A 20,368-nucleotide genomic window follows, 5' to 3' on the forward strand; every position below is an offset into this window, starting at 1 on the left:
GCGGACCAATATCAGGTAAGGACATTAATCATAGGGAGACACCATTATGAAGACCTCCACCTTTTCCGCCCTCGCCCTCGCCGGTTTGCTGTCTGCCGTTTCGCTGAGCAGCTTTGCCGCCTCCACCGGGTCGAGCGCCGACCCTGTCGGCAGCCCGCCCAACCCGGCGACCCAGGAGTCCAAGGACTCGATGGGCACCGGCATGGACACCAACGGCGGCGCCATCATCGACAACAGCAAAGACCCGCGCACCCAGGGCGACGACACCAATCGCAACAGCGGTGCGGTGCCTAACGGCAAAATGGGCCCGGGCACCATGCAGCCCTCGATCAACAAGGGTGACGACTCCAACATCCCCGGCGCGCCAAAACAGCCGGCGCCTTGACGCGCTGGAAAGACGAACACCCAACCATTTCCCAGTGAAGAGGTATGCATGAACGTCGATCACAACCTTGAAAAAGAAGTCCTGACCCGCCTGCTCCATGCCCATCCAAGCGGGTTGGGCAAGGAAGTGCTGGACAACTACCGAGGTGAAAAAGTGGTGGCCAGCGCCTTGGCCACCTTGCAGGACCGCGGGTGGATCAAGGAAGGCCATGTGACCTGCAACGATGCCGGTGAACATGCGCTGAACCTGCCGATCAAACTCACCGCCTCCGGCGTGGAAGCGGCTCGCAAGCTGGAAAGCGAAGCAGGCGAGTAACCCGCCTGATCTGATCCGGCCCTTGTTTGAGGGCCGGAAGGAGTATCGCAATGCCTCGTGGAAGCAAAGCCAAATACACCACCGAACAGAAGCGCCAGGCTGCTCATATCGAAGAGCGTTATGAGCATAAGGGCCTGTCGAAAGAAGAAGCCGAGGCCCGGGCCTGGGCCACCGTCAACAAGCAATCTGGCGGCGGCGAAAAGGCTGGCGGTTCTGGCCAGCGCAAGGCGCCGGCGAAGAAGTCCCAGGACCGGCATGAGTCGGCTAAACGCGCAGCAGCCAGCCGTGAAGGGCACCCGCGTAACAGCCGGGTTTCGCTGGGCACCCAGACCAAGGAAAGCTTGCTGAGGGAAGCGCGCGCCAAGGACATTCCCGGGCGTTCCACCATGCGCAAGGATCAGTTGATTGAGGCGCTGAGAAAGGCCGGTTGATGCAGGTCTTTGTGCCACTGCCTATCAAATGTGGGAGCGGGCTTGCTCGCGAAGGCGGTGTGTCAGCCAAAAAATCTGGCACTGATAGACCGCCTTCACGAGCAAGCCCGCTCCCACAAAAGCCCGCTCCCACCTTTTTGATCGGGTTTCCAGTCGCGGAATCAGCGGTGGGCGGCCACCAACAACATCATCGGACGCTCAAGCTCTTCCGCCAGTGCCGGGCGAGCCTTAAGGTCCGCTTCGCTCGGGCCCCATTCGTCGACGTGGCTCAAGGTAAAACCTGCCTCGATCAACAGCGTCAGCAACGTGCCCAACGTGCGGTGCTGCTTGATCACGCCATCCGCCAGCCAGTTAGTCACCCGCGGTCCTTCCAGTTGATAGCTGTCTACCGGCCAGCTTTTGCGTCCTTGCTCATCAATCAGCCAGCCCGGTTGCCGGGGCGCCATGAAGATCGGGTGCTCGATGGAAAACACCAACCGCCCGCCCGGTACCAGCGCTTGATGGATGCGCGCGAACAGGCCTTTTAAATCGACGATGTAATGGAAGGCCAATGAGCTGTAGGCCAGGTCGAAGGTCGCGGCGGGCAGTTCGAGTTGTTCAAGGTCGGCGATGGCGTAGGCAATGGCCGAAGATGAAGTCATCTCTTTTGCCCGCGCCAGCATCTTGTGGGAGACATCCAGCCCCAGCACCCGCTCGGCCCCCTGCTCCCGGGCCCAGCGGCTGAACCAGCCGTAACCGCAACCGAGGTCCACCACCTTCAGGCCCGACATCGGCGGCAACAGGGCCTGCAATGCGGGCCACTCCGGGGCGCCGGCGAGGCCTTCCACCGAGCGGCCCATTTTGCTGTAGCCCTCGAAGAAAACCTCGGTGTCGTAGATGTTCTGGGTCATAACGCTGCTCCGTGCTGAATGGCGACCATTCTGCCGAATCAGCCCCCGCTCAACAACGCATCCACTTCTGCCGTACCCGGTGAGGTCGCCGGGCCCCACCGCGTGACGGCGAGTGCCGCCGCCGCATTGGCGCGACGTGCCGCAACAGCCGGTGCCAGTCCATTGGCCAAACCGGCAATAAACACCCCGGCGTGGGCATCGCCTGCGCCGTTGCTGTCCACCGCGTTCACCTTGAACCCCGGCACATGTTCGGCCTGGCCGCTGCGGCTGACCCAACAGCCATTCGGCCCATCGCGTACCACCAGCAAGGTGTCGGCGGGCAAGTGTTCGTTGAGCTTGAGCAATGCGCCTGCAAGGTCGCTGGCGCCGGTGAATGCCAGGGCTTCCGGGCCGTTACTGGTCCAGATATCGATACGCGGCAACAGAGCGACCATCAAGGCCGAGTCCGGCGCCTTCACCAGCGGGCCCGGGTCGAACACCACGGTGATCGCCCTCGGCAACGCCAGCAGCCAATCGAGCAACGCCTGGGCCTTGCCCTCCAGCAACAGGCTGTAGCCGCTGACGTACACATAGTCGTCCGCGTTCGGCACCGCATTGGCCAGGTCTTGGGCGAGCAAGTCACCTTCGGCGCCGATATGGGAAATGAAGGTGCGTTCGGTGGTGGCTTCGGTCAGGGACACGCACAAACCAGTGTCCTTGTCGGCGCTGGCGGCCAGGGCCATTTCAATGCCCTCGGCCTGCATCGCCGCGCGCGCCAGGTCGCCGAAGCGGCCCGTGCCGTGGCGGCCCAGATAGACCACCGGCAAGCCGTTGCGCCGGGCGGCGGCCATCACGTTGAAGCCGCCGCCGGCTTCGAAGCTGGCGGAGTTGGCCAATACATCGCCGCCGGTGGCGGGCAATGTGTCGAGGGACATGACCAGGTCAACGATGACCTGGCCGCTGTGCAGCAATCTAGACATTAGCGCTCTCTACCAAAGCCGGGCGACGGTCAGCTGCGCCGCCGAGTACCGCATAAATCCCGCCGGCCACCAGGAAGGTGACGATCCAGCCCAGGCCGTTGTGGCCCAGCCAGGAATCGGACAGCGGCCCGGCGAACCAGATGTTCTCGGCGGTGGTGCCGATGGTGGTGAAGCTGAAGCCCAGCACAATCGCAATCGCCCAGGCGCCGAACGCACGCCACTCAACGCCGCCGCGGTACCAGTAGGCGCTGCTTGGCGTCACGTCCAGCAGGTCTTTGGGACTGTAGTAGTGACGATGCAGCAGGTCGACCACGAAGATCCCGACCCAGGCGGTAATCGGTACGGCCAGCAGCGAGATGAAGGTGATGAACGGGCCGTAGAAGCTGTCGGCGATCAGCATGAAGTAGATCGACCCGGCGAAGATCGCCACGATGTCGACAATCACCGCGTGCACACGCTTGACCTTCAAACCCAGGGTCAAGGTGGTGAGGCCCGCCGAGTACACCGACAGGTTATTCGACAGCAGCAGCCCGCCAAACGCGGTGATCAGGTACGGCACCGCCATCCAGGTCGGCAGCATGTCGCGGATCGCGATGATCGGGTCAGTGGCCGACGCCAGGTCATTGTTACCCACCGACAACAGGCCGCCGAGGGTAATCAACAGCACCAGCGGAATCCCCGCACCAAAGGCCGCCGACGCCACCAGGCGCACGGCCTTGACGCTGCGATGCTGGTAGCGCGACATGTCGGCACCGGCGTTGGCCCAGCCGATACCGGTACCGGCGGCCATGGTGCCGATGCCGATGATCATCGCGCTCAACGGCGCAGGCGTGGCGTTGAACACCGCGCTCCAGTCGATGGTGGCGCACAGGAAACCACCCACCACGATGTTCAGCGCACCGAACACGTAGGTCGACCACTTCTGGATCACCAGCAAGGTGGCGTGGCCCAGGCCCGATACGGCGAGGGTCAATAGCACGAAGATGCCAATGAACAGCAGGGTCAGGACCGGTGCGCTTTTGGCCGCAACCGGCGAGTTGAACAGGATCGAGCACAACGACAGCAGCACGAAGGCGGCGGTGGTGGTGTTGACGGTTTCCCAGCCCAGGCGCGACATCAGCGACACCAGGGTCGGACCGATATTGCCGCGTACGCCGAAGATCGCCCGGGACAGGGTCAGGCTCGGCGCACGGCCACGACGGCCGGCGATGGAGATGATGCCCACCACCGCAAACGACCCGGCGGCGCCGAGGACCGCGACGATGATTGCCTGCCAGATGGCCAGGCCGCGAAACGCCACGAGGGTCGCGCCCAAGGGCAACCCGAGGATGCTGATGTTGGCCGCAAACCAGACCCAGAACAGTTGCAGCGGATGGCCGTTGCACTCACCTTCCGGGACCGGCTCGATGCCGCGTTTTTCCAATTGCCCGGCGCTTTGGCCGGAAGAGGACGTACTCATGGTGGGGTGCTCCTGATGCCTGTTTTTTTGTGGTTGTGGCAGGTTGGCAAGTTGAATCTGTGTTCCGGTCTTCCTGACTCGGCGAATCACTGTAGGAGCGAGCGTGCTCGCGAAAAACTCAGGGGCACCGCGTCTTTGCTGGTTTCCCGCGTCATCGTTAACGACCTTCGCGAGCAAGCTCGCTCCTACAGTTGAACGGTGCAGTTCAGCGCAATGCGAGCAGCCCCTGGACCAGCGGCTCCAGGTCCAGGCCATTCACCTGTTTGATCTGCTCGATCATCGCCTCCGGCCAGCACTGCATCCCCAGGCACGCACCGAGCATCGCGCCAAGAATCGCAGCAATGGTGTCGGTGTCGCCGCCAAGGCTGGCGGCCATGCACAGGGCTTCGAAAGCGTTTATTTCTCCCACCGCCACTTGCTGTGCGAGGGCGAACGACACCACCACCGATTCCTGGGAAGCCACGGAGGTGCCGATCAATTCGTAGAGCAAATCGGTAAACAGGGCCTTGTCGCCGCTGTCGACGCTCAAGGTGCGGGCCCAACTGATGCGGGTGGCAATGCGTCCACCGGCAATCCAGTGGCCATGGCTTTCGGCCTGCTGGGCGATCTGGGTGCCGATGTTCAGCGCTTCGCCCAAATCGACACCGTTGATCCCGGCGGACACCACCGCCGCCACCGCAGCGGCGCTGGAGATGCCCAGGTTGGTGTTGTGGGTGACTTGGCAGGCCTGGATCACTGCCTGGATAAACTGCGCCGGGTCGTTGACGTCGGCCGCGATGCCCACCGGCGTGATGCGCATGGCAGCGCCGTTGGTGGTGCCGTAGCGCCCGGACTCTTCCGGGGTATGGCCCGCCAGGATCATGTCGATCGCACGCTTGGTGGAGGGCCCCAGCAGGTCCTGGGAACCCTTGGCGCGCATCACCGCTTCCCAGTCGATCAGGCGCTGGGCCAGCTCGGTGGGCTCAATCGTGCCCTGCCCGTCCACCAGCAACTGGCCGACGAGGATCGCTTGTTCGGTGTCATCGGTGATCGAGCCCTTGGGCATGTTCGGCGCGATCGGCTGATCGGCGTCGGCATCTTCCAGGGCGGTGATCGCGCCAAAACGTGCCTTGACCTGCTCGCGGCTCAGGGACTGGGTGGGCATGCCCAACGCATCGCCCAGGGCCAGGCCGTAGAAGGCGCCGAGGGCGCGGGTAGTGGCGGTCATGTCGGTGTTCCAAATTGAAGGTGCAGGCGAAAGTGCAGAGGGTCGAGCAGACTTTCAACGGACTCCATGAAGCGGTCTTGACGGTCGTAGGTGGTGCGCAGCGCCTTGAGGAACACCGTGCCCACCGGGCGGCCCAGCAACAGGGCGTCTTCCTCGCTCAACGGCTCGGCACCGATCCACTGGCTGCCGGTGGCGCCGACGAAGCCGTAGGCCGCCAGGGTGATGGTCAGGGAGTTATCAATCAGGCCAACGTGCGGCAGGCTTTCCAGGCCACCGGTGGCCGGCATCAGCGAGCGCTCCAGAGACACGAAGGTACCGTCGGCGGCGCGCCGGCGGCGGTCGAGGGCGATGAATTGGTCGCTGCCGTGGCTGCTGAGCAGGTCCGGGCGGGTGACCGCTTCCAGGCGCAGGATTTCGGAGGTCACCACCGCGCCGGTGTCGGCGAGGGCCTGGGCCCAGCCGCTGCGCTGGTCCAGCACCATGCCGTCGAAGGTGACGATGGAGCCGACGCCGCTTTGGGTGGCGATGTAGCTGCGGCGCTTGAGTTCAGCCAGGGCTTCACGCAGGGTACCGCGGCTGACGGAAAACTCTTCGGCCAACTGGTGCTCACCCGGCAGCAGGACACCGTCAGCCATCACGCCACCTTCGATACGGCGGATGAGCTCGTCGACGACGCGTTTTTTCTTATCAAATCGGACATGTCTAATCATGTACAAAGTGATAACCGAAAGCGCCCGGCTACAGCAAGCGAATTATTTCAGGGGAAGGGAAAATTCAGCCTCAGGGTTCCAGGCCGATGGGGAAAAATACCCCGCCGCTCCAGACGCCAAGCCAGTTCTTACCGTTGATCGGACGGGTCACCGCCAGCTCCACCAACTGATAGAACGCGTTGCGGTGAACCAGGGCTTCGAGGTTGGTGCGCACCCGCAGGTACGGCGAAGGTTCCTGGGTGTCCGGGTCAATCACCACCCGCAGCGGGTGTTCGATACCGGCCTCGACCTGCTCATCCACATTGGTGGAAAAGCGCAGGACCTGGCTTTCGCCCTGCCCGTCGACTTCCAGGGTAACGGCGACGAAGGGCGCATCATCGACCTTGATCCCGACCTTTTCCACGGGGGTGATCAGGAAGTAATCATCGCCATCGCGGCGGATGATGTTGGAGAACAGCTTGACCATCGGCTTGCGGCCAATGGGTGTGCCCATGTAGAACCAGGTGCCGTCGCGGGCGATGCGCATGTCGATATCGCCGCAAAACGCCGGGTTCCACAGATGCACCGGTGCGGGCCCCTTGCCCTTGGGCAATTGCGCCAACAGGTCGTTGGCCTTGGCCGAATCGGTCATGCTGCTCTCCTTGTAACTTACTGATCGCTCATGCCCAACAGGCTGCGCGCATAGTGCGCCAGGGGCTTGCCGATCAGATCTTCAGGCTTGTTGTCGTGGAACGTCAGTAAACCGCCACGACTGCGAATCCGCACAGTATCAATCAAATACTGGGTGCTGGTCTCGATCAACATGACCTGAATGGTCCCGGTGTCGAGGCCCAGGCGATCCACCGCTTCCTGGTCAGACCACTCATCGGCATTGCCGATCCGGTCATCCGCCTGGGCGAAGCGGCAGTACAACAGGTAATGCGCACCGGCCGCACGGGCTTCGGACATCGCCTGCTCCAGGCCTTCCGGCTTGCGGGCGCGACGAACCATCGGGAAGTATTCGACAAAACCGTTGAACGCCTCCTCGGCCACCACATTGGGCCGTGGGTAAGCGCTGCCCGGCGGGGTGAACGCACCTTGGGCAATAAAGACAAAGGAGTCCGGCTGTATGCGGATCGAATTGACGCGGTGGGTATCGCTGTGGTCCAGCAAGCCGGCATCGCTCATCTGATAGCGCGTGCCTTCGGCCATATCACTGACGGTCATGCAGCCACCCAGGGCGAGTGACGCCAGCACCAAAACCAGACTACGCATCCTAATTCTCCAGAAGCCGGTGACGGAAAACCGGCGAATGGGCACGAGATGCAGATTTTGCGCCAGCTTGCGGGACTAGCCGCCGATGATCTTCATGATGGTGGCGCCGCCGGAGAAGGCCACTTCCTGCTTGTCGCCCAAGGCCTTGACCAACAACCCCTGCAAGGCCGGCAGCGCCTGGTGGCGGGGTTTGTCCAGCAGGTCGCCGACGTAGTGGCGGTTGCTCGATGAGAGGCAGCCATGCAGCCAGCCGGTGGACGACAGGCGCAAGCGCGAGCAGGTGCGGCAGAACGGCACGCTTTCGTTGGCGATGACACCAAAGAAACCCTTGCCGGGTACTTCGTAACGTACGGCGGTGGCGTCCACCGGGGCGTTGGCCTGCAGGTATTCGTGATGCTCGCCGATCAGGCTGAGCAATTGCTGGAGGCTGACGAACTGCTGCAGGAACGCATTGGAATCGGTGGCCAGGTGGCCCATGCGCATCAATTCGATAAAGCGCAGCTCGTAACCGCGCTCCAGGCAATAGTCGAGCAGCGGCATCACCTGGTCGAGGTTCTGGCCGCGCAACGGCACCATGTTCACCTTGATCTTGATGCCGGCGGCGCTGGCCTGGTCCATGCCATCGAGCACGCTGGCCAGGTCGCCACCCCGGGCGATGCTGCGGAAGGCGTCGGCGTCCAGGGTGTCGAGGGACACGTTGATCCGGCGAATCCCGGCGTTCACCAGCAGCGGCAGCTTGCGCGCCAGCAGTTGGCCGTTGGTGGTCAGGCTGATGTCACTCAAGCCCATCTGCCCCACCGCGCCCATGAAGGCTTCCAGCTTGGGACTGACCAGGGGTTCGCCGCCGGTAATGCGCAGGCGCTCGATGCCGGCAGCCTCGATCAAGTACTCGACGCCGCGTGCCATTGCCTCGGCCGACAGTTCATCCTGCGCAGCCACCAGCCGCTTGCCGTTGGGCACGCAGTAGGTACAGGCGTAATTGCAGGCTGAGGTCAGGCTGATCCGCAAATTGCGGAATCGCCTGCCTTGACGATCAACGATCATGGATCACTCCGGCAGAGGATAATTCGGGCACGCTAAAACCTGACTGAAAAATCAAGTTTTAGCAAGGTCCTTGCCTGAGTATATTCCTGGGTGACTGCGCTGGGCAGGAAATCATATCGCCATCATGTTGGCGAATGATTCACGTGGCCGGCGTTTCTGCGTTCGGCAGCTCAGTGCTGTGCTTGCGCTTGTTGCCCATGCGCACGCCGATGTCCATCAGGAACTGGAAGAATCCTTCCTGGTCTTCCAGCACATTGCTCCAGAACGGCGAGTGGTACAGCGCAACGGCACCGTGCACCAACGCCCAGGCGGCGCAGTAGTGGAAATACGGCGGCACGTCTTCGAGTTTGCCTTCGCTGATGCGGCCCTTGATCAGCAGGGTCAGGCGTTCGAAGTTCGAGGCACGGATCTTGTGCAGCTCCTCGACCATTTCCGGCACCTGATGGCCCTTGACCACTTTTTCTTCCAGGCGATCAAACAGGCGGTAGCGCTGCGGGTCACGCATGCGGAACTCGAAGTAGGCGCGGGACAGTGCTTCCTTGTCCTTATCCACGTCGGCCGAGTGCAGCAGCTCGTTCAAATCGCGCTCGTAGTCGAGCATCAGGCGCAGGTAGATCTCGGCCTTGGACTTGAAGTGCTTGTAGATGGTGCCTTTGCCGATACCCACGGCATCCGCAATCATCTCGACGGTAACGCTGTCTTCACCCTGGTCGAGGAACAGCTTGAGTGCGGTGTCGAGAATTTCCTGCTCGCGGCGGCGAAACTCACGGACCTTGCGGGGTTCTTTGTGCATAAGAAAAAGGTCTGCAGAGGTGGATATGGGGAGGGTGGCGTGACCCAAGCCGTGCTTGTGGGAACGTTTTACCCGGTGCGCGGGATTATCCCGACTGAACGGTCGTTGGGCAACGCCTATATGAACAACCTTTGCACTTAACTTACAGCGTGCCAACGAATAAGCCGATTTGAGTCAGAAATAAAACAGCTTGTTGCTGCATGCGCATCGCAATCAATGAGAACTCAACCGAAGCGGGCGTATTCCAAATCTGTTTAAAAAACGACCAGATGCGGCTGGACTGAATCGGATACTGATCAATACTTGAAATGTCGGCGTGGCATCTCCCCCAAGTGACGCGTCGACCTGGGTACCGACGGACTGCGTGCCCTTGTTTTACTCCTAATGGTCTTAGCCCGGATTCACCCCCCAGAACCCGGGTTTTTTTTGCCTGGGATTTAGTGGGCCACGTGAGCCAGCGGGAACAGGCGCTTGAAGTTTTCAGTAGTCTGTTCGGCCAATCGCTCGTAGGACTCGCCCCGCAGCATCGCCAGGTAATCCGCCACATCCCGCACGTATTCCGGCAGGTTGGGTTTGCCGCGGTGGGGAATCGGCGCCAGGTACGGCGAATCGGTTTCCACCAGCAGGCGGTCCGCCGGCACTTGGCGTGCGACATCCCGCAGGGCGTCGGCATTGCGGAAGGTGACAATGCCCGACAGGGAAATGTAGTAACCCAGGTCGAGGGCGGCCTTGGCCATGTCCCAGTCCTCTGTGAAGCAATGCAGCACACCGGCCTGGGGCAACGCGGCTTCGCGCAGCAGGGTCAGGGTGTCGGCACGGGCGCCACGGGTGTGGATGATGACGGGCTTGCCGGTTTGCTGGGCGGCTTGCAGGTGCAGGCGGAAGGACGCCTGCTGCAACTCGGCGGCTTCCGGTTCGTAGTGGTAATCCAGGCCAGTCTCGCCGATGGCCACTACCCGAGGGTGATTGAGTTCACCGAGCAACCAGTCGAGGGCCGGGGCTTCGCCGGGCTTCAGGTCCAGCGGATGAATCCCCACCGAACAGTCGACGTCGGCATAGCGATCGGCCAGGGCTTTGACGTCGGCGGCATTTTCCGCGCTGACGCCGATGCACAGAAAATGCCCTACCCCGCGCTGGCGCGCGGCTTCAAGGGCGGCGTCGAGGGAGCCGCCGTGCTGGGCCAGGTCGAGGCGATCAAGGTGGCAATGGGAATCTACGAGCATAGGGATCTACAACTTGAGTCACGGGAAGTGTCTGGCCGACGATACACCCGTCGGCCACTGAAATTAACGCCGGCCGAGCAAACCGACCCACTGCACCAGCAAGGCCTCAAGCAACAGCACGCGGTTGAGGTTGGCCTTGCCCAGTACTTTCTGGCGCTGGGCGAGGATCCAGTCCTGAATGTTCAGGACCTTGTCCTGGGCGCTTTTCTGCGCCAGGTATTGCACGACTTTGCGCATGTCCGTAAGGCCCAGGCCGTTTTCGTCCTGGGTGAGTTGGTAGCGCAGGATCAGGCTCGACCAGTCGCAGAACCAGTCGAACAGCAGCAGCAGGGGAATGTCTTTCCAGGCGGTCTCAGCCAGCTGTGTGGCGGACAGCTCCTGCTTGAGCAGCTTCTTCACCCCCTCCACCACCAGGGCGCGCTGTTCACGCACGCCTTGGGCATGGAGTTTAACGGCGGCCAACGGCGAACCCGCCGCCAGGGTCAGCAACTCGACGCGCTCCGCCTCGCCACACTCCGGCAGCGCCTGGGCCAGCCACTGCAGGCTCATCGCCTCGCTCGGCAACGGGCAAGCCTGCTGCACGCAGCGGCTGCGGACGGTCGGCAGCAGGCGGCTGGACTGGTGGCTGACCAGCAGCAGCACGGTATCGCCGGACGGTTCTTCCAGGCTCTTGAGCAAGGCGTTGGCGGCGTTGATGTTCATCGACTCCACCGGCTCGATCAGCACCACCTTGCGCCCGCCCATCTGCGCGGTCTGCACCACGAAGCTGACCAGATCGCGCACCTGGTCGACCTTGATCGCCTTGTCGGCCTCTTCCGGTTCCAGCAGATAGTTGTCAGGGTGGCTGCCGGCCTTGAGCAGCATGCAGGATTTACATTCCCCGCAGGCTTCCAGGCCGTTGGGCCGCTGGCACAACAAGCTGGCCATCAACCGCTCCGCCAAAGCACGCTTGCCGATGCCCACCGGGCCGTGGAGCAAGTAGGCATGGGCGTGCTGGGCACGGCCTGCCAGTTGCTGCCAGAGGCTGTCCTGCCACGGGTAGGCTTCAGCCACGGACACGCTCCAGGAGTTTCGGCAACAGGGCGTCGATGGACTGTTGAACCTGAGTCAGGGGCTGTGCGGCGTCCAGCAGGTGGTAACGCGCGGGGTCGGCTTCGGCGCGCGTGAGAAACGCACTGCGCACGGCCTCGAAAAATACCCGGGTCTCCAGTTCGAAACGATCCAGGCGACCACGGGCGGTGGCACGGGCCATGCCGACTTCCACCGGAAGATCAAATACCAGGGTCAGGTCGGGACGCAAATCGCCCTGGACGAACGCCTCCAGGGTCGCAATACGCTCAAGGGACAAGCCACGGCCGCCGCCCTGATAGGCGTAGGTCGAATCGGTAAACCGGTCACAAATCACCACGGCGCCACGGGCCAGGGCCGGGCGAATGACTTCGGCCAGGTGCTGGGCACGGGCGGCGAACACCAGCAACAGCTCGGTGTCCGGGTTCATCTGTTCGTCGCCCGGAGTCAACAGCACTTCACGGATACGCTCGGCCAGCGGCGTACCGCCGGGCTCGCGGGTCAGCAGCACCTCGATACCTTCGGCGCGCAGGCGCTCGGCCAGGTATTCGCGGTTGGTGCTTTTACCGGCGCCTTCCGGGCCTTCCAGGGTAATAAACAAGCCAGTCACAGGCAGTCCTTAGTCAGAGTCATTGCGGGCTTTGCGGCGTGGCGTCGTCAGGCGCAGGAGACGGCTCGGCGGGCGTATCCACCGGCGCGTCCGCAGGTTTTGCCGCCGGCGCGGGCGCGGGGCTGGAACGGTAATCGGCGCGGCGCTTCATCTGGAACTCACGCACCGCAGCATTATGGGCATCCAGGTTATCCGAGAAAATATGGCTGCCATCGCCCCGGGCGACAAAATACAGGCTGCTGCCCGCCACCGGGTTCAGCGCAGCATGAATCGCCTCGCGCCCGACCATGGCAATCGGCGTCGGCGGCAGCCCGGCGATCATGTAGGTGTTATAGGGGTTGGCTTCCTTGAGGTGGGCACGGGTCAGCTTGCCGGTGTAGCGCTCGCCGAGGCCGTAGATCACCGTCGGGTCGGTTTGCAGCAGCATGCCGATCTGCATGCGCCGCACAAACACCCCGGCAATCTGGCCGCGCTCTTCCGGCACACCGGTTTCTTTCTCGACCAGCGAGGCCATGATCAGCGCTTGATAGGGTTCGGTGTACGGTGCCTCGGCCGAACGTTTGCTCCACTCCTGAGCAAGCACATCGTCCAGCCGGTTGTAGGATTTCTTCAGCAACTCGACGTCGGTCATGCCGCGCACGAAGCGGTAGGTGTCCGGGAAGAAGCGGCCCTCGGGGAACACGCCAGGATGGCCGAGTTTCTCCATCACCTCGCTGTCACTCAGGCCCGACAGGGTTTGCTCTATTTTTTCATGCTTGGCCAGGGCGGCGCGCACCTGGCGGAAGTTCCAGCCTTCCACCAGCGTGATGCTGTACTGCACCACTTCGCCACGCTGCCACAAACCGATCAGGCCCTCGGCGGTGAGGCCCGGGGTCATGCGGTATTCGCCGCTGTGCAGCGGCTGGCCGTCGAGGTTGAAACGCCAGTAGAGACGCAACCAGAACGCATCCTTGATCACACCGTCATTTTCCAGGCGATTGAAGGTGCCCGTGGGTGTCGAGCCGGCCGGTACGTCCAGCAATTGCTCCTGGGTCAGATTCAACGGCTGTTCAAGGGCCGAGGTCAGCTTCCAGGCCGACGCGCCCAGCAGCAAACCCGCCAGGACCAGACCGATCTCCAGCAACAATACAAATTTACGTCTCAAATCAAATACCCAATAGTGCGCGAACAATGCCCTGCAGTTTACGGGTGAGCGGCCCAACCGACCAGCTCATCGCAGCACATCCACGCACAGGCCAAATGCCATATACGCTATTGCACACAAAGACTTCGTCGGCCTGTTGCAGCTGCTCAAGGCTGATATCGGCCACGCTCACCGGGATGCCCAGCACCTGCGCCTGGGCCAACACCTCGGCCCGCATGACGCCGGCCACGCCACAGCGATTCAGATCAGCGGTCAGCAGCCTGCCGTCACGCACTAGAAACAGGTTGCTGAAGACGCCTTCAACGACTCGACCGGACATATCTAGCATCAAACCTTCGGCGTGCTCGGCATCCTGCCACTCGTTGCGGGCGAACACCTGTTCCAGGCGATTGAGGTGTTTGAGACCGGCGAGCAACGGTTGTTCGGACAAACGGGTGGTACACGCAAACAGGCGAATGCCCGACGCTGCATGTTCCGGGGGATAAGTGGCAGGCGGACTGCCTTGCAGAATGCGCCGCGCGGGAGCGACAGCGCTGATGCCATAACCGCGCTGGCTGTCGCCACGGGTCAGGATCAACTTGAGTACACCGTCACCGAGGGCGGCGGCATAGGCCAGCAATTCGCTGCGGATCAGCGGCTGATCCGCAACAATCGCCAACCGCCTGCAACCCTCTTCAAGGCGCTGCAGGTGGCGGTCGAGCAACACGGGCTGCCCGGCCTTGACGGCAATGGTCTCGAACAGGCCATCACCGTATGCCAGGCCACGGTCTTTCAGGGGCACTGCGCCCACTGGCTGACCGTCGACCCAACTTTCCATCACTCGGCGAACCGGCGGAACACCAGGGAACCGTTGGTACCACCAAAACCGAACGAGTTGGACAACACCACGTCGATCGGCATCTTCTGCGGCTCATGAGGCACGAAGTTCAGGTCGCAGCCTGCATCCGGCTCATCAAGGTTGATGGTCGGCGGAGCGACCTGATCCTTGATGGCCAGCACACTGAAGATCGCTTCGACCGCACCCGCCGCACCCAGCAGGTGCCCGGTCATGGACTTGGTGGAGCTGACCGCCAGCTTGTAGGCATGCTCGCCGAACACCGACTTGATGGCCTCGGCTTCCGCCAGGTCGCCCGTCGGCGTGGAAGTGCCATGGGCGTTGATGTACTGCACCTGGTCAATGTTGACCTTGGCATCACGCAACGCATTGGTGATGCAGCGTGCAGCGCCTGCACCGTCAGACGGCGGCGACGTCATGTGGTACGCATCACCGCTCATGCCGAAACCAATCAGCTCGGCGTAGATGGTGGCGCCACGGGCCTTGGCGTGCTCCAGCTCTTCGAGGACCAGCGCACCGGCACCGTCGGCCAATACAAAGCCGTCACGGCCCTTGTCCCACGGACGGCTGGCACGGGTCGGCTCGTCATTGCGGGTCGACAGTGCACGGGACGCGCCGAAGCCGCCCATGCCCAAACCGCAGGCGGCCATCTCGGCACCGCCGGCGATCATCACGTCAGCTTCGTCATAGGCGATATTGCGCGCCGCCATGCCGATGCAGTGAGTGCCCGTGGTGCACGCCGTGGAAATGGCGTAGTTAGGCCCCTGGGCACCCAAGTGGATGGACAGGAAACCGGAAATCATATTGATGATCGAGCCAGGCACGAAGAACGGTGAAATTCGACGGGGGCCGGAATCATGCAACGTGCGGCTGGTTTCTTCGATATTGGTCAGACCGCCAATACCCGAACCCATGGCCACGCCGATGCGCTCACGGTTGGCGTCGGTGACTTCCAGGCCGGCATTACGCACTGCCTGAAAACCGGCTGCCAGGCCGTATTGAATGAACAGGTCGAGTTTGCGGGACTCTTTGACCGAGAGATATTCCTCGACATTGAAGTCCTTTACCGAGCCGCCAAAACGGGTGGAATAGGCAGAAAGGTCCGTGTGTTCGATCAGACCAATACCACTGCGGCCAGCCAGAATGCCCTGCCAACTGCTCGGCACATCCGTACCCAGTGGCGACAACATACCCATACCGGTGACTACGACGCGTCTACGCGACACAGCACTCTCCTTTTTCTAATGACGACACTTTGCATCAGGCTTAAAGGAAAAAACCGCACGCCATAGGGCAGTGCGGTTTTTCCATCACAGCAAGCGACGATTACAAACTATTACGCCTGGTGGCTAGTAACGTAGTCGATAGCAGCTTGAACGGTAGTGATTTTTTCAGCTTCTTCGTCCGGGATTTCGGTCTCGAATTCCTCTTCCAGAGCCATCACCAGCTCAACGGTGTCAAGGGAGTCGGCACCCAGGTCTTCAACGAAGGAAGCAGTGTTGGTCACTTCTTCTTCTTTAACGCCCAGTTGCTCAGCAACGATTTTCTTGACGCGCTCTTCGATGGTGCTCATACCTTGTTTTCACTCCTAATGGACAAATTCAGGCAGCTGGCCAGTGGGTAAGTGTATAGAAAGGCTTTTCAGCTTTTCAACTGAAAGCTTCACCCTCGTACCCTATTGGCCATCTGCCTATAAATAGATTGCAGCTTTATAACGGATTTTAGACAGCTCGTATGACATTTTTTTGAAGCGATCCGTCACAATTTAACTCATGTACATCCCGCCGTTAACCGGGATTGTAGCCCCAGTCACGTATGCCGCACCGTCGGATGCCAGGAAAGAGACCACTTTCGCGATCTCTTGAGCCTGGCCCAGGCGGCCCAGCGGAATCTGCGCCAGCAACATTTCACGTTGCGCTTCTGGCAGTTCGCGGGTCATATCGGTGTCGATGAACCCAGGGGCCACCGAGTTGACCGTAATCGACCGCGAGCCCACTTCACGCGCCAGCGCACGGCTGAAACCTTCCAGACCGGCCTTGGCGGCTGCGTAGTTTACTTGGCCTGCGTTGCCCATGGCACCCACTACGGAGCCAATATTGATAATTCGACCCCAACGCGCCTTGGTCATGCCGCGCAAAACACCTTTGGACAGGCGAAACAGACTGTTCAAGTTGGTATCGACGACATCATGCCACTCGTCGTCTTTCATGCGCATCATCAGGTTATCGCGGGTGATACCGGCGTTATTCACCAGAATAGCCGGTGCACCGAATTGCGCTGTGATTTCAGCCAATACAGCAGCAACGGACTCATCGCTGGTCACGTTAAGCTCAAGGCCGGTGCCCTGAACGCCGTTTTCCTTCAGCGTCGCGGCAATGCGCTCAGCGCCGGCGGCGGAGGTGGCGGTACCAATGACCACAGCGCCCAGACGGCCCAGCTCCAGGGCGATCGCCTGGCCAATGCCACGGCTTGCGCCGGTGACCAGTGCAACTTTACCTTGCAGACTCATGCAGGCTTCTCCTGAGTTCGGAAATTATCAGGCCAGGGCTGCGCGAGCGGCAGCGAAGGCATCCGGGGTATTGAGGTTGGAAGTCGACACGCCTTCGGCGCAACGCTTGTTCAGGCCGGCCAGGACCTTGCCCGGGCCGCACTCTACCAATTGAGTGGCGCCGTTGGCGGCAAGGGTCTGCACCGACTCAACCCAGCGAACCGGCTTGTACAACTGCTCCAGCAGGTCGCGCTTGAGGGTTTCCAGGTCGGAAGCCACTGCAGCGCTGACGTTCTGCACCAGCGGGATCTGCGGCACCTGCCAGTTGATCGCGGCGATGGACTCGGCGAAACGCTCGGCAGCCGGGCGCATCAGCTCGCAGTGGGACGGCACGCTGACCGGCAGCGGCAACGCACGCTTGGCGCCACTGGCCTTGCAGCCTTCGATGGCGCGCTCTACAGCGGCCTTGGCACCGGCGATCACCACCTGGCCCGGGGAGTTGAAGTTGACGGCGCTGACCACTTCGCCCTGAGCCGCTTCGGCACAGGCCGCGATCACGTCAGCATCTTCCAGGCCGAGAATGGCAGCCATGCCGCCCTGCCCGGCCGGAACCGCTTCCTGCATCAACTGGCCACGACGCTCGACCAGCTTGACCGCTTCACCGAGGGTCAGGCTGCCAGCGGCCACCAGGGCGCTGTATTCGCCCAGGCTGTGACCGGCGACGTAGGCCGGACGCGCACCACCTTCTGCCAGCCACAGGCGCCACAGGGCGACGGAGGCGGTCAGAATGGCCGGTTGGGTCTTGTCGGTTTGGTTGAGCAGCTCTTCCGGCCCTTGTTGGGTCAGTGCCCACAGGTCGTAACCCAGGGCATCGGAAGCTTCCTTGAAAGTTTCCAGGACCAGCGGATGTTCCGCGCCCAGCTCGGCCAACATGCCGAGGGACTGCGAACCCTGCCCTGGAAAGACGAATGCGAGGGATGTAGACATGTAACAAGCCCCTAATGATCTGGTCGTCGGAAATTGACGCCCCACAGGTGGGAGCGCTAGAAACTGACAGATTGGATGGTCAATTGAACTGGCCGGTCACATTTAAGCATTTCCGGCCCCATTCGCCTAAGGCAACAGATCCTCAAGACGACCGTGCAAGCGTTGCGGCAGGTTTTCCTGGATCTCGATCAAGGCGCGCTGGATGGCACTTTGAAAACCCTGCACCCCTGCCGAACCGTGACTTTTCACCACAATGCCCTGCAACCCCAGGAAACTCGCGCCGTTATGCCGCGCCGGTGCCAGGTCGGCCTGCAAACGCCGCATCAAGGGCAGCGCCAGGGCGCCCACCAGGCGTGACGCCAGGTTGCGCTTGAACAAGGCTTCGATGCGCGCCGCAATCATCGTCGCCAGGCCTTCGCTGGACTTGAGCAGGATATTGCCGACAAACCCGTCGCACACCACCACATCCGCTTCGCCGCGGTACACGCCGTCACCCTCGACAAAACCGATGTAGTTCAAGCCGCGGGCGCTTTGCAACAGCGTCGCTGCCAGCTTGACCTGCTGATTGCCCTTGATGTCTTCGGTGCCGATGTTCAGCAACGCTACACGCGGCCGGGCCACGCCCAGCGCTTCGGCCGCCACCGAACCCATCAGCGCAAAATGCAGCAGATGCTCGGCGCTGCAATCGACGTTCGCCCCCAGGTCCAGCAACTGGCAGTAGCCCTGCTGGGTCGGGATTGCCGCGACCATCGCTGGCCGGTCAATCCCCGGCAGGGTTTTCAGCACATGCCGGGACAACGCCATCAACGCCCCGGTATTGCCGGCACTGACGCAGGCCTGGGCCTTGCCATCGCGCACCAGCTGCAGGGCCACCCGCATTGAAGAGTCAGGTTTGCCGCGCAAGGCCGTCGCAGGCTTTTCATCCATGGTAATGGTTTCGCTGGCCGGTGTAATCGTCAGGCGCGCGCGATCCACCGCCGGATGGCTGGCAATCAGTTCTTCAAGTAAGGAGGGTTGACCGACGAGGGCCAGGTGCAGCGAGGGCGTGGCAGACAGGCAAGCAATGCAGGCCTGAACAATGCTGCGGGGACCGAAGTCCCCGCCCATTGCGTCAATCGCGATGACTTGAGCAGACAAGTGATTACTCGTCAGCGCCCTTGTCGATCACTTTACGGCCACGGTATACGCCTTCTGGCGATACGTGGTGACGCAGGTGAACTTCACCGGTGGTTTTTTCTACAGACAGAGTGCTTGCCGTCAGGGCGTCGTGCGAACGACGCATGTCACGGGCAGAGCGGGATTTTTTGTTCTGCTGAACAGCCATAATTGATTAACTCCTAAACGTTTGGGTCACGCTTTAACTGCGCCAATACACTGAACGGGTTGGACCGCGTTACCTCGTCCTCGCTCGGTTCGGGCTCATCGAGACCCGCCGGCTGCTGGCATTCTTCCGGATGATGAGCAGGCACAATGGGCAAGGCGAGCAAAAGCTCCTCCTCGATCAGTGACTGCAGATCCAAAGGATCTTCGCCCAGTTCCAGCACGTCATAACCTTTCGGCAACGACTGGGTATTCGCACCCTCTTTCACCACAGCATAACTGCATTCGCTGTGGATCGGCAGGGTGACCAGCTCAAGACAACGCTGGCAAACCATTTTGACTTCGGTGTCGATAAAGCTGTGGATTACCACAGACTTACGTTCATCTCGTTCAAAAACGAATTTAGCCTGCACCGTACCGACAGTGTCGGAAAGCGGGTCGCAGAGTCTCTCCAAATCGGCCAGGAGCAGCTCACCTTGAAGGGTGGTGCCACGATCAGCCAATTTGCGCGGGTCAACGTGAGGTGGAATCGGGTCATTCAACATAGGCGCAGCATTATAGGGATGCACCCGGCCATGTCAAAGGAAATTCAGCCCTGTCCGTCGCAGGGCCTCCCCGCTAGAATCCGCGACTGCCTTGAGGAGACGCCCATGCTGCCTTTATTACTCGCTTCCAGCTCGGTTTATCGCCGGGAATTGTTGAACCGCCTGCACCTGCCGTTCATATGCAGTTCGCCGGACATCGACGAAAGCCGCCGCCCGGACGAGTCCGCCATGGAACTGGTCAAGCGCCTCGCCGAGGAAAAAGCCCGCGCCCTGGCCGTCAGTCATCCAGGGCACCTGATTATCGGCTCGGACCAGGTCGCCGCGCTCGACGGGCAGATCATCGGCAAGCCCCACACCTTCGAGAAGGCCCGCGAGCAGTTGCTGGCGGCGAGCGGCAAGCGCGTCAGCTTCCTCACAGGCCTCGCCGTACTGAATAGTGCCACCGGGCACTGCCAGGTCGACTGCATCCCCTTCACCGTGCACATGCGCACGCTGGACGCAGCCCGTATCGAACGCTACCTGCGCATCGAGCAGCCCTACGACTGCGCTGGCAGCTTCAAGGCCGAGGGTTTGGGGGTGAGCCTGTTTCAAAGCACCGAAGGACCGGACGCTACCAGCCTGGTCGGCCTGCCGCTGATTCGGCTGGTGGACATGCTGCTGGCCGAAGGTGTGCAGATACCCTGAGAACACCACAAAACAAA

General features: G+C 61.7%; 25 protein-coding genes. 4 read left to right on the top strand and 21 right to left on the bottom strand.

The genetic code is table 11. The features are described from left to right. The first annotated feature begins 46 nt into the window (after positions 1–46). From HX855_RS13750 to HX855_RS13760, 3 genes are read left to right on the top strand one after another with little or no spacing between them, the layout of a single operon-like run. Positions 47–385, top strand: coding sequence for a hypothetical protein (locus tag HX855_RS13750; protein WP_177083833.1), 339 nt, complete (start codon positions 47–49; stop codon positions 383–385). Positions 386–433: 48 nt separating this feature from the next. Further along, complete coding sequence (locus HX855_RS13755; RefSeq protein ID WP_177083831.1) at positions 434–700, top strand: hypothetical protein; 267 nt, start codon at positions 434–436, stop codon at positions 698–700. A gap of 50 nt (positions 701–750) precedes the next feature. Beyond that, a complete protein-coding gene (locus tag HX855_RS13760) occupies positions 751–1,131 on the top strand; it encodes a termination factor Rho (RefSeq protein WP_177083830.1) in 381 nt (126 codons plus the stop codon). Between the two features lie 161 nt (positions 1,132–1,292). On the opposite strand, the gene HX855_RS13765 is transcribed toward HX855_RS13760, so the two are convergent. The 21 genes from HX855_RS13765 to HX855_RS13865 form a co-directional block, all read right to left on the bottom strand. Continuing rightward, a complete protein-coding gene (locus tag HX855_RS13765; RefSeq protein ID WP_177083828.1) occupies positions 1,293–2,021 on the bottom strand; it encodes a bifunctional 2-polyprenyl-6-hydroxyphenol methylase/3-demethylubiquinol 3-O-methyltransferase UbiG in 729 nt (242 codons plus the stop codon). 38 nt (positions 2,022–2,059) lie between these two features. Further along, entirely contained in the window at positions 2,060–2,980 is a 921-nt protein-coding gene (locus tag HX855_RS13770) for a PfkB family carbohydrate kinase (protein ID WP_177083826.1), read from the bottom strand. Beyond that, positions 2,973–4,439: a cytosine permease gene (locus tag HX855_RS13775; protein WP_177083824.1), complete on the bottom strand. Its 1,467-nt coding sequence runs from the start codon at positions 4,437–4,439 to the stop codon at positions 2,973–2,975. Before HX855_RS13775 ends, HX855_RS13770 begins: the two co-directional genes overlap by 8 nt. Positions 4,440–4,644: 205 nt before the next feature. Then, entirely contained in the window at positions 4,645–5,646 is a 1,002-nt protein-coding gene (locus HX855_RS13780) for an ADP-ribosylglycohydrolase family protein (protein WP_177083821.1), read from the bottom strand. Further along, on the bottom strand, positions 5,643–6,356 hold the full coding sequence (locus HX855_RS13785; protein ID WP_177083819.1) for a GntR family transcriptional regulator: 714 nt from the start codon (positions 6,354–6,356) through the stop codon (positions 5,643–5,645). The genes HX855_RS13780 and HX855_RS13785 overlap by 4 nt, the downstream gene beginning before the upstream one ends. A 70-nt stretch (positions 6,357–6,426) precedes the next feature. Next, complete coding sequence (locus HX855_RS13790; protein WP_177083817.1) at positions 6,427–6,987, bottom strand: DUF1285 domain-containing protein; 561 nt, start codon at positions 6,985–6,987, stop codon at positions 6,427–6,429. A 17-nt stretch (positions 6,988–7,004) separates the two neighbouring features. After that, positions 7,005–7,610, bottom strand: a complete 606-nt coding sequence (locus tag HX855_RS13795) for a DUF4823 domain-containing protein (protein WP_177083815.1) — start codon at positions 7,608–7,610, stop codon at positions 7,005–7,007. Positions 7,611–7,685: 75 nt separating this feature from the next. After that, complete coding sequence (locus HX855_RS13800; protein ID WP_177083814.1) at positions 7,686–8,654, bottom strand: GTP 3',8-cyclase MoaA; 969 nt, start codon at positions 8,652–8,654, stop codon at positions 7,686–7,688. A gap of 139 nt (positions 8,655–8,793) precedes the next feature. Continuing rightward, positions 8,794–9,447, bottom strand: a complete 654-nt coding sequence (locus tag HX855_RS13805) for a TetR/AcrR family transcriptional regulator (RefSeq protein WP_177083812.1) — start codon at positions 9,445–9,447, stop codon at positions 8,794–8,796. A gap of 437 nt (positions 9,448–9,884) precedes the next feature. Further along, complete coding sequence (locus HX855_RS13810; protein WP_177083810.1) at positions 9,885–10,670, bottom strand: TatD family hydrolase; 786 nt, start codon at positions 10,668–10,670, stop codon at positions 9,885–9,887. A 63-nt stretch (positions 10,671–10,733) separates the two neighbouring features. Beyond that, positions 10,734–11,723 (bottom strand): DNA polymerase III subunit delta', encoded by a 990-nt coding sequence (locus HX855_RS13815; RefSeq protein ID WP_177083808.1) that lies wholly within the window; start codon positions 11,721–11,723, stop codon positions 10,734–10,736. Beyond that, a complete protein-coding gene (gene tmk, locus HX855_RS13820; protein ID WP_177083806.1) occupies positions 11,716–12,348 on the bottom strand; it encodes a dTMP kinase in 633 nt (210 codons plus the stop codon). The genes HX855_RS13815 and tmk overlap by 8 nt, the downstream gene beginning before the upstream one ends. A 19-nt stretch (positions 12,349–12,367) precedes the next feature. Then, entirely contained in the window at positions 12,368–13,492 is a 1,125-nt protein-coding gene (gene mltG, locus HX855_RS13825) for an endolytic transglycosylase MltG (protein ID WP_177083804.1), read from the bottom strand. Between the two features lies 1 nt (position 13,493). Next, on the bottom strand, positions 13,494–14,309 hold the full coding sequence (pabC, locus tag HX855_RS13830) for an aminodeoxychorismate lyase (RefSeq protein WP_177083802.1): 816 nt from the start codon (positions 14,307–14,309) through the stop codon (positions 13,494–13,496). Beyond that, a complete protein-coding gene (gene fabF / locus HX855_RS13835) occupies positions 14,309–15,553 on the bottom strand; it encodes a beta-ketoacyl-ACP synthase II (protein ID WP_177083800.1) in 1,245 nt (414 codons plus the stop codon). The genes pabC and fabF overlap by 1 nt, the downstream gene beginning before the upstream one ends. Before the next feature lie 110 nt (positions 15,554–15,663). After that, positions 15,664–15,900, bottom strand: coding sequence for an acyl carrier protein (acpP, locus tag HX855_RS13840; protein ID WP_010165887.1), 237 nt, complete (start codon positions 15,898–15,900; stop codon positions 15,664–15,666). 192 nt (positions 15,901–16,092) lie between these two features. Then, a complete protein-coding gene (gene fabG / locus HX855_RS13845) occupies positions 16,093–16,836 on the bottom strand; it encodes a 3-oxoacyl-ACP reductase FabG (protein WP_177083798.1) in 744 nt (247 codons plus the stop codon). A 27-nt stretch (positions 16,837–16,863) separates the two neighbouring features. After that, positions 16,864–17,802 carry an ACP S-malonyltransferase gene (fabD, locus tag HX855_RS13850; protein ID WP_177083796.1) on the bottom strand — a complete coding sequence of 313 codons (939 nt, stop codon included), beginning with the start codon at positions 17,800–17,802 and terminating at the stop codon, positions 16,864–16,866. Positions 17,803–17,928: 126 nt separating this feature from the next. Further along, positions 17,929–18,939, bottom strand: a complete 1,011-nt coding sequence (gene plsX / locus HX855_RS13855) for a phosphate acyltransferase PlsX (protein ID WP_177083794.1) — start codon at positions 18,937–18,939, stop codon at positions 17,929–17,931. A gap of 4 nt (positions 18,940–18,943) precedes the next feature. Next, on the bottom strand, positions 18,944–19,126 hold the full coding sequence (gene rpmF, locus HX855_RS13860; protein WP_004371305.1) for a 50S ribosomal protein L32: 183 nt from the start codon (positions 19,124–19,126) through the stop codon (positions 18,944–18,946). Positions 19,127–19,139: 13 nt separating this feature from the next. Further along, positions 19,140–19,667, bottom strand: coding sequence for a YceD family protein (locus tag HX855_RS13865; RefSeq protein WP_004371317.1), 528 nt, complete (start codon positions 19,665–19,667; stop codon positions 19,140–19,142). A 105-nt stretch (positions 19,668–19,772) separates the two neighbouring features. Between HX855_RS13865 and HX855_RS13870 the strand changes: the two genes are divergently transcribed. Then, positions 19,773–20,351, top strand: coding sequence for a nucleoside triphosphate pyrophosphatase (locus HX855_RS13870; protein ID WP_177083792.1), 579 nt, complete (start codon positions 19,773–19,775; stop codon positions 20,349–20,351). The last annotated feature ends 17 nt before the right edge of the window (positions 20,352–20,368 follow it).

This window comes from Pseudomonas sp. IPO3778 (assembly GCF_013386825.1).
Taxonomy (GTDB): domain Bacteria; phylum Pseudomonadota; class Gammaproteobacteria; order Pseudomonadales; family Pseudomonadaceae; genus Aquipseudomonas.

Coding starts and splice junctions, on each gene's coding strand:
- HX855_RS13795 (WP_177083815.1), bottom strand. CDS start 7,610: ATGCGTAGTCTGGTTTTGGTGCTGGCGTCACTCGCCCTGGGTGGCTGC.
- HX855_RS13865 (WP_004371317.1), bottom strand. CDS start 19,667: ATGTTGAATGACCCGATTCCACCTCACGTTGACCCGCGCAAATTGGCT.
- HX855_RS13760 (WP_177083830.1), top strand. CDS start 751: ATGCCTCGTGGAAGCAAAGCCAAATACACCACCGAACAGAAGCGCCAG.
- HX855_RS13800 (WP_177083814.1), bottom strand. CDS start 8,654: ATGATCGTTGATCGTCAAGGCAGGCGATTCCGCAATTTGCGGATCAGC.
- HX855_RS13810 (WP_177083810.1), bottom strand. CDS start 10,670: ATGCTCGTAGATTCCCATTGCCACCTTGATCGCCTCGACCTGGCCCAG.
- HX855_RS13780 (WP_177083821.1), bottom strand. CDS start 5,646: ATGACCGCCACTACCCGCGCCCTCGGCGCCTTCTACGGCCTGGCCCTG.
- HX855_RS13805 (WP_177083812.1), bottom strand. CDS start 9,447: ATGCACAAAGAACCCCGCAAGGTCCGTGAGTTTCGCCGCCGCGAGCAG.
- fabD (WP_177083796.1), bottom strand. CDS start 17,802: ATGTCTACATCCCTCGCATTCGTCTTTCCAGGGCAGGGTTCGCAGTCC.
- HX855_RS13775 (WP_177083824.1), bottom strand. CDS start 4,439: ATGAGTACGTCCTCTTCCGGCCAAAGCGCCGGGCAATTGGAAAAACGC.
- rpmF (WP_004371305.1), bottom strand. CDS start 19,126: ATGGCTGTTCAGCAGAACAAAAAATCCCGCTCTGCCCGTGACATGCGT.
- pabC (WP_177083802.1), bottom strand. CDS start 14,309: ATGGAAAGTTGGGTCGACGGTCAGCCAGTGGGCGCAGTGCCCCTGAAA.
- HX855_RS13765 (WP_177083828.1), bottom strand. CDS start 2,021: ATGACCCAGAACATCTACGACACCGAGGTTTTCTTCGAGGGCTACAGC.
- HX855_RS13790 (WP_177083817.1), bottom strand. CDS start 6,987: ATGACCGATTCGGCCAAGGCCAACGACCTGTTGGCGCAATTGCCCAAG.
- HX855_RS13870 (WP_177083792.1), top strand. CDS start 19,773: ATGCTGCCTTTATTACTCGCTTCCAGCTCGGTTTATCGCCGGGAATTG.
- HX855_RS13785 (WP_177083819.1), bottom strand. CDS start 6,356: ATGATTAGACATGTCCGATTTGATAAGAAAAAACGCGTCGTCGACGAG.
- acpP (WP_010165887.1), bottom strand. CDS start 15,900: ATGAGCACCATCGAAGAGCGCGTCAAGAAAATCGTTGCTGAGCAACTG.
- HX855_RS13770 (WP_177083826.1), bottom strand. CDS start 2,980: ATGTCTAGATTGCTGCACAGCGGCCAGGTCATCGTTGACCTGGTCATG.
- fabG (WP_177083798.1), bottom strand. CDS start 16,836: ATGAGTCTGCAAGGTAAAGTTGCACTGGTCACCGGCGCAAGCCGTGGC.
- HX855_RS13750 (WP_177083833.1), top strand. CDS start 47: ATGAAGACCTCCACCTTTTCCGCCCTCGCCCTCGCCGGTTTGCTGTCT.
- HX855_RS13755 (WP_177083831.1), top strand. CDS start 434: ATGAACGTCGATCACAACCTTGAAAAAGAAGTCCTGACCCGCCTGCTC.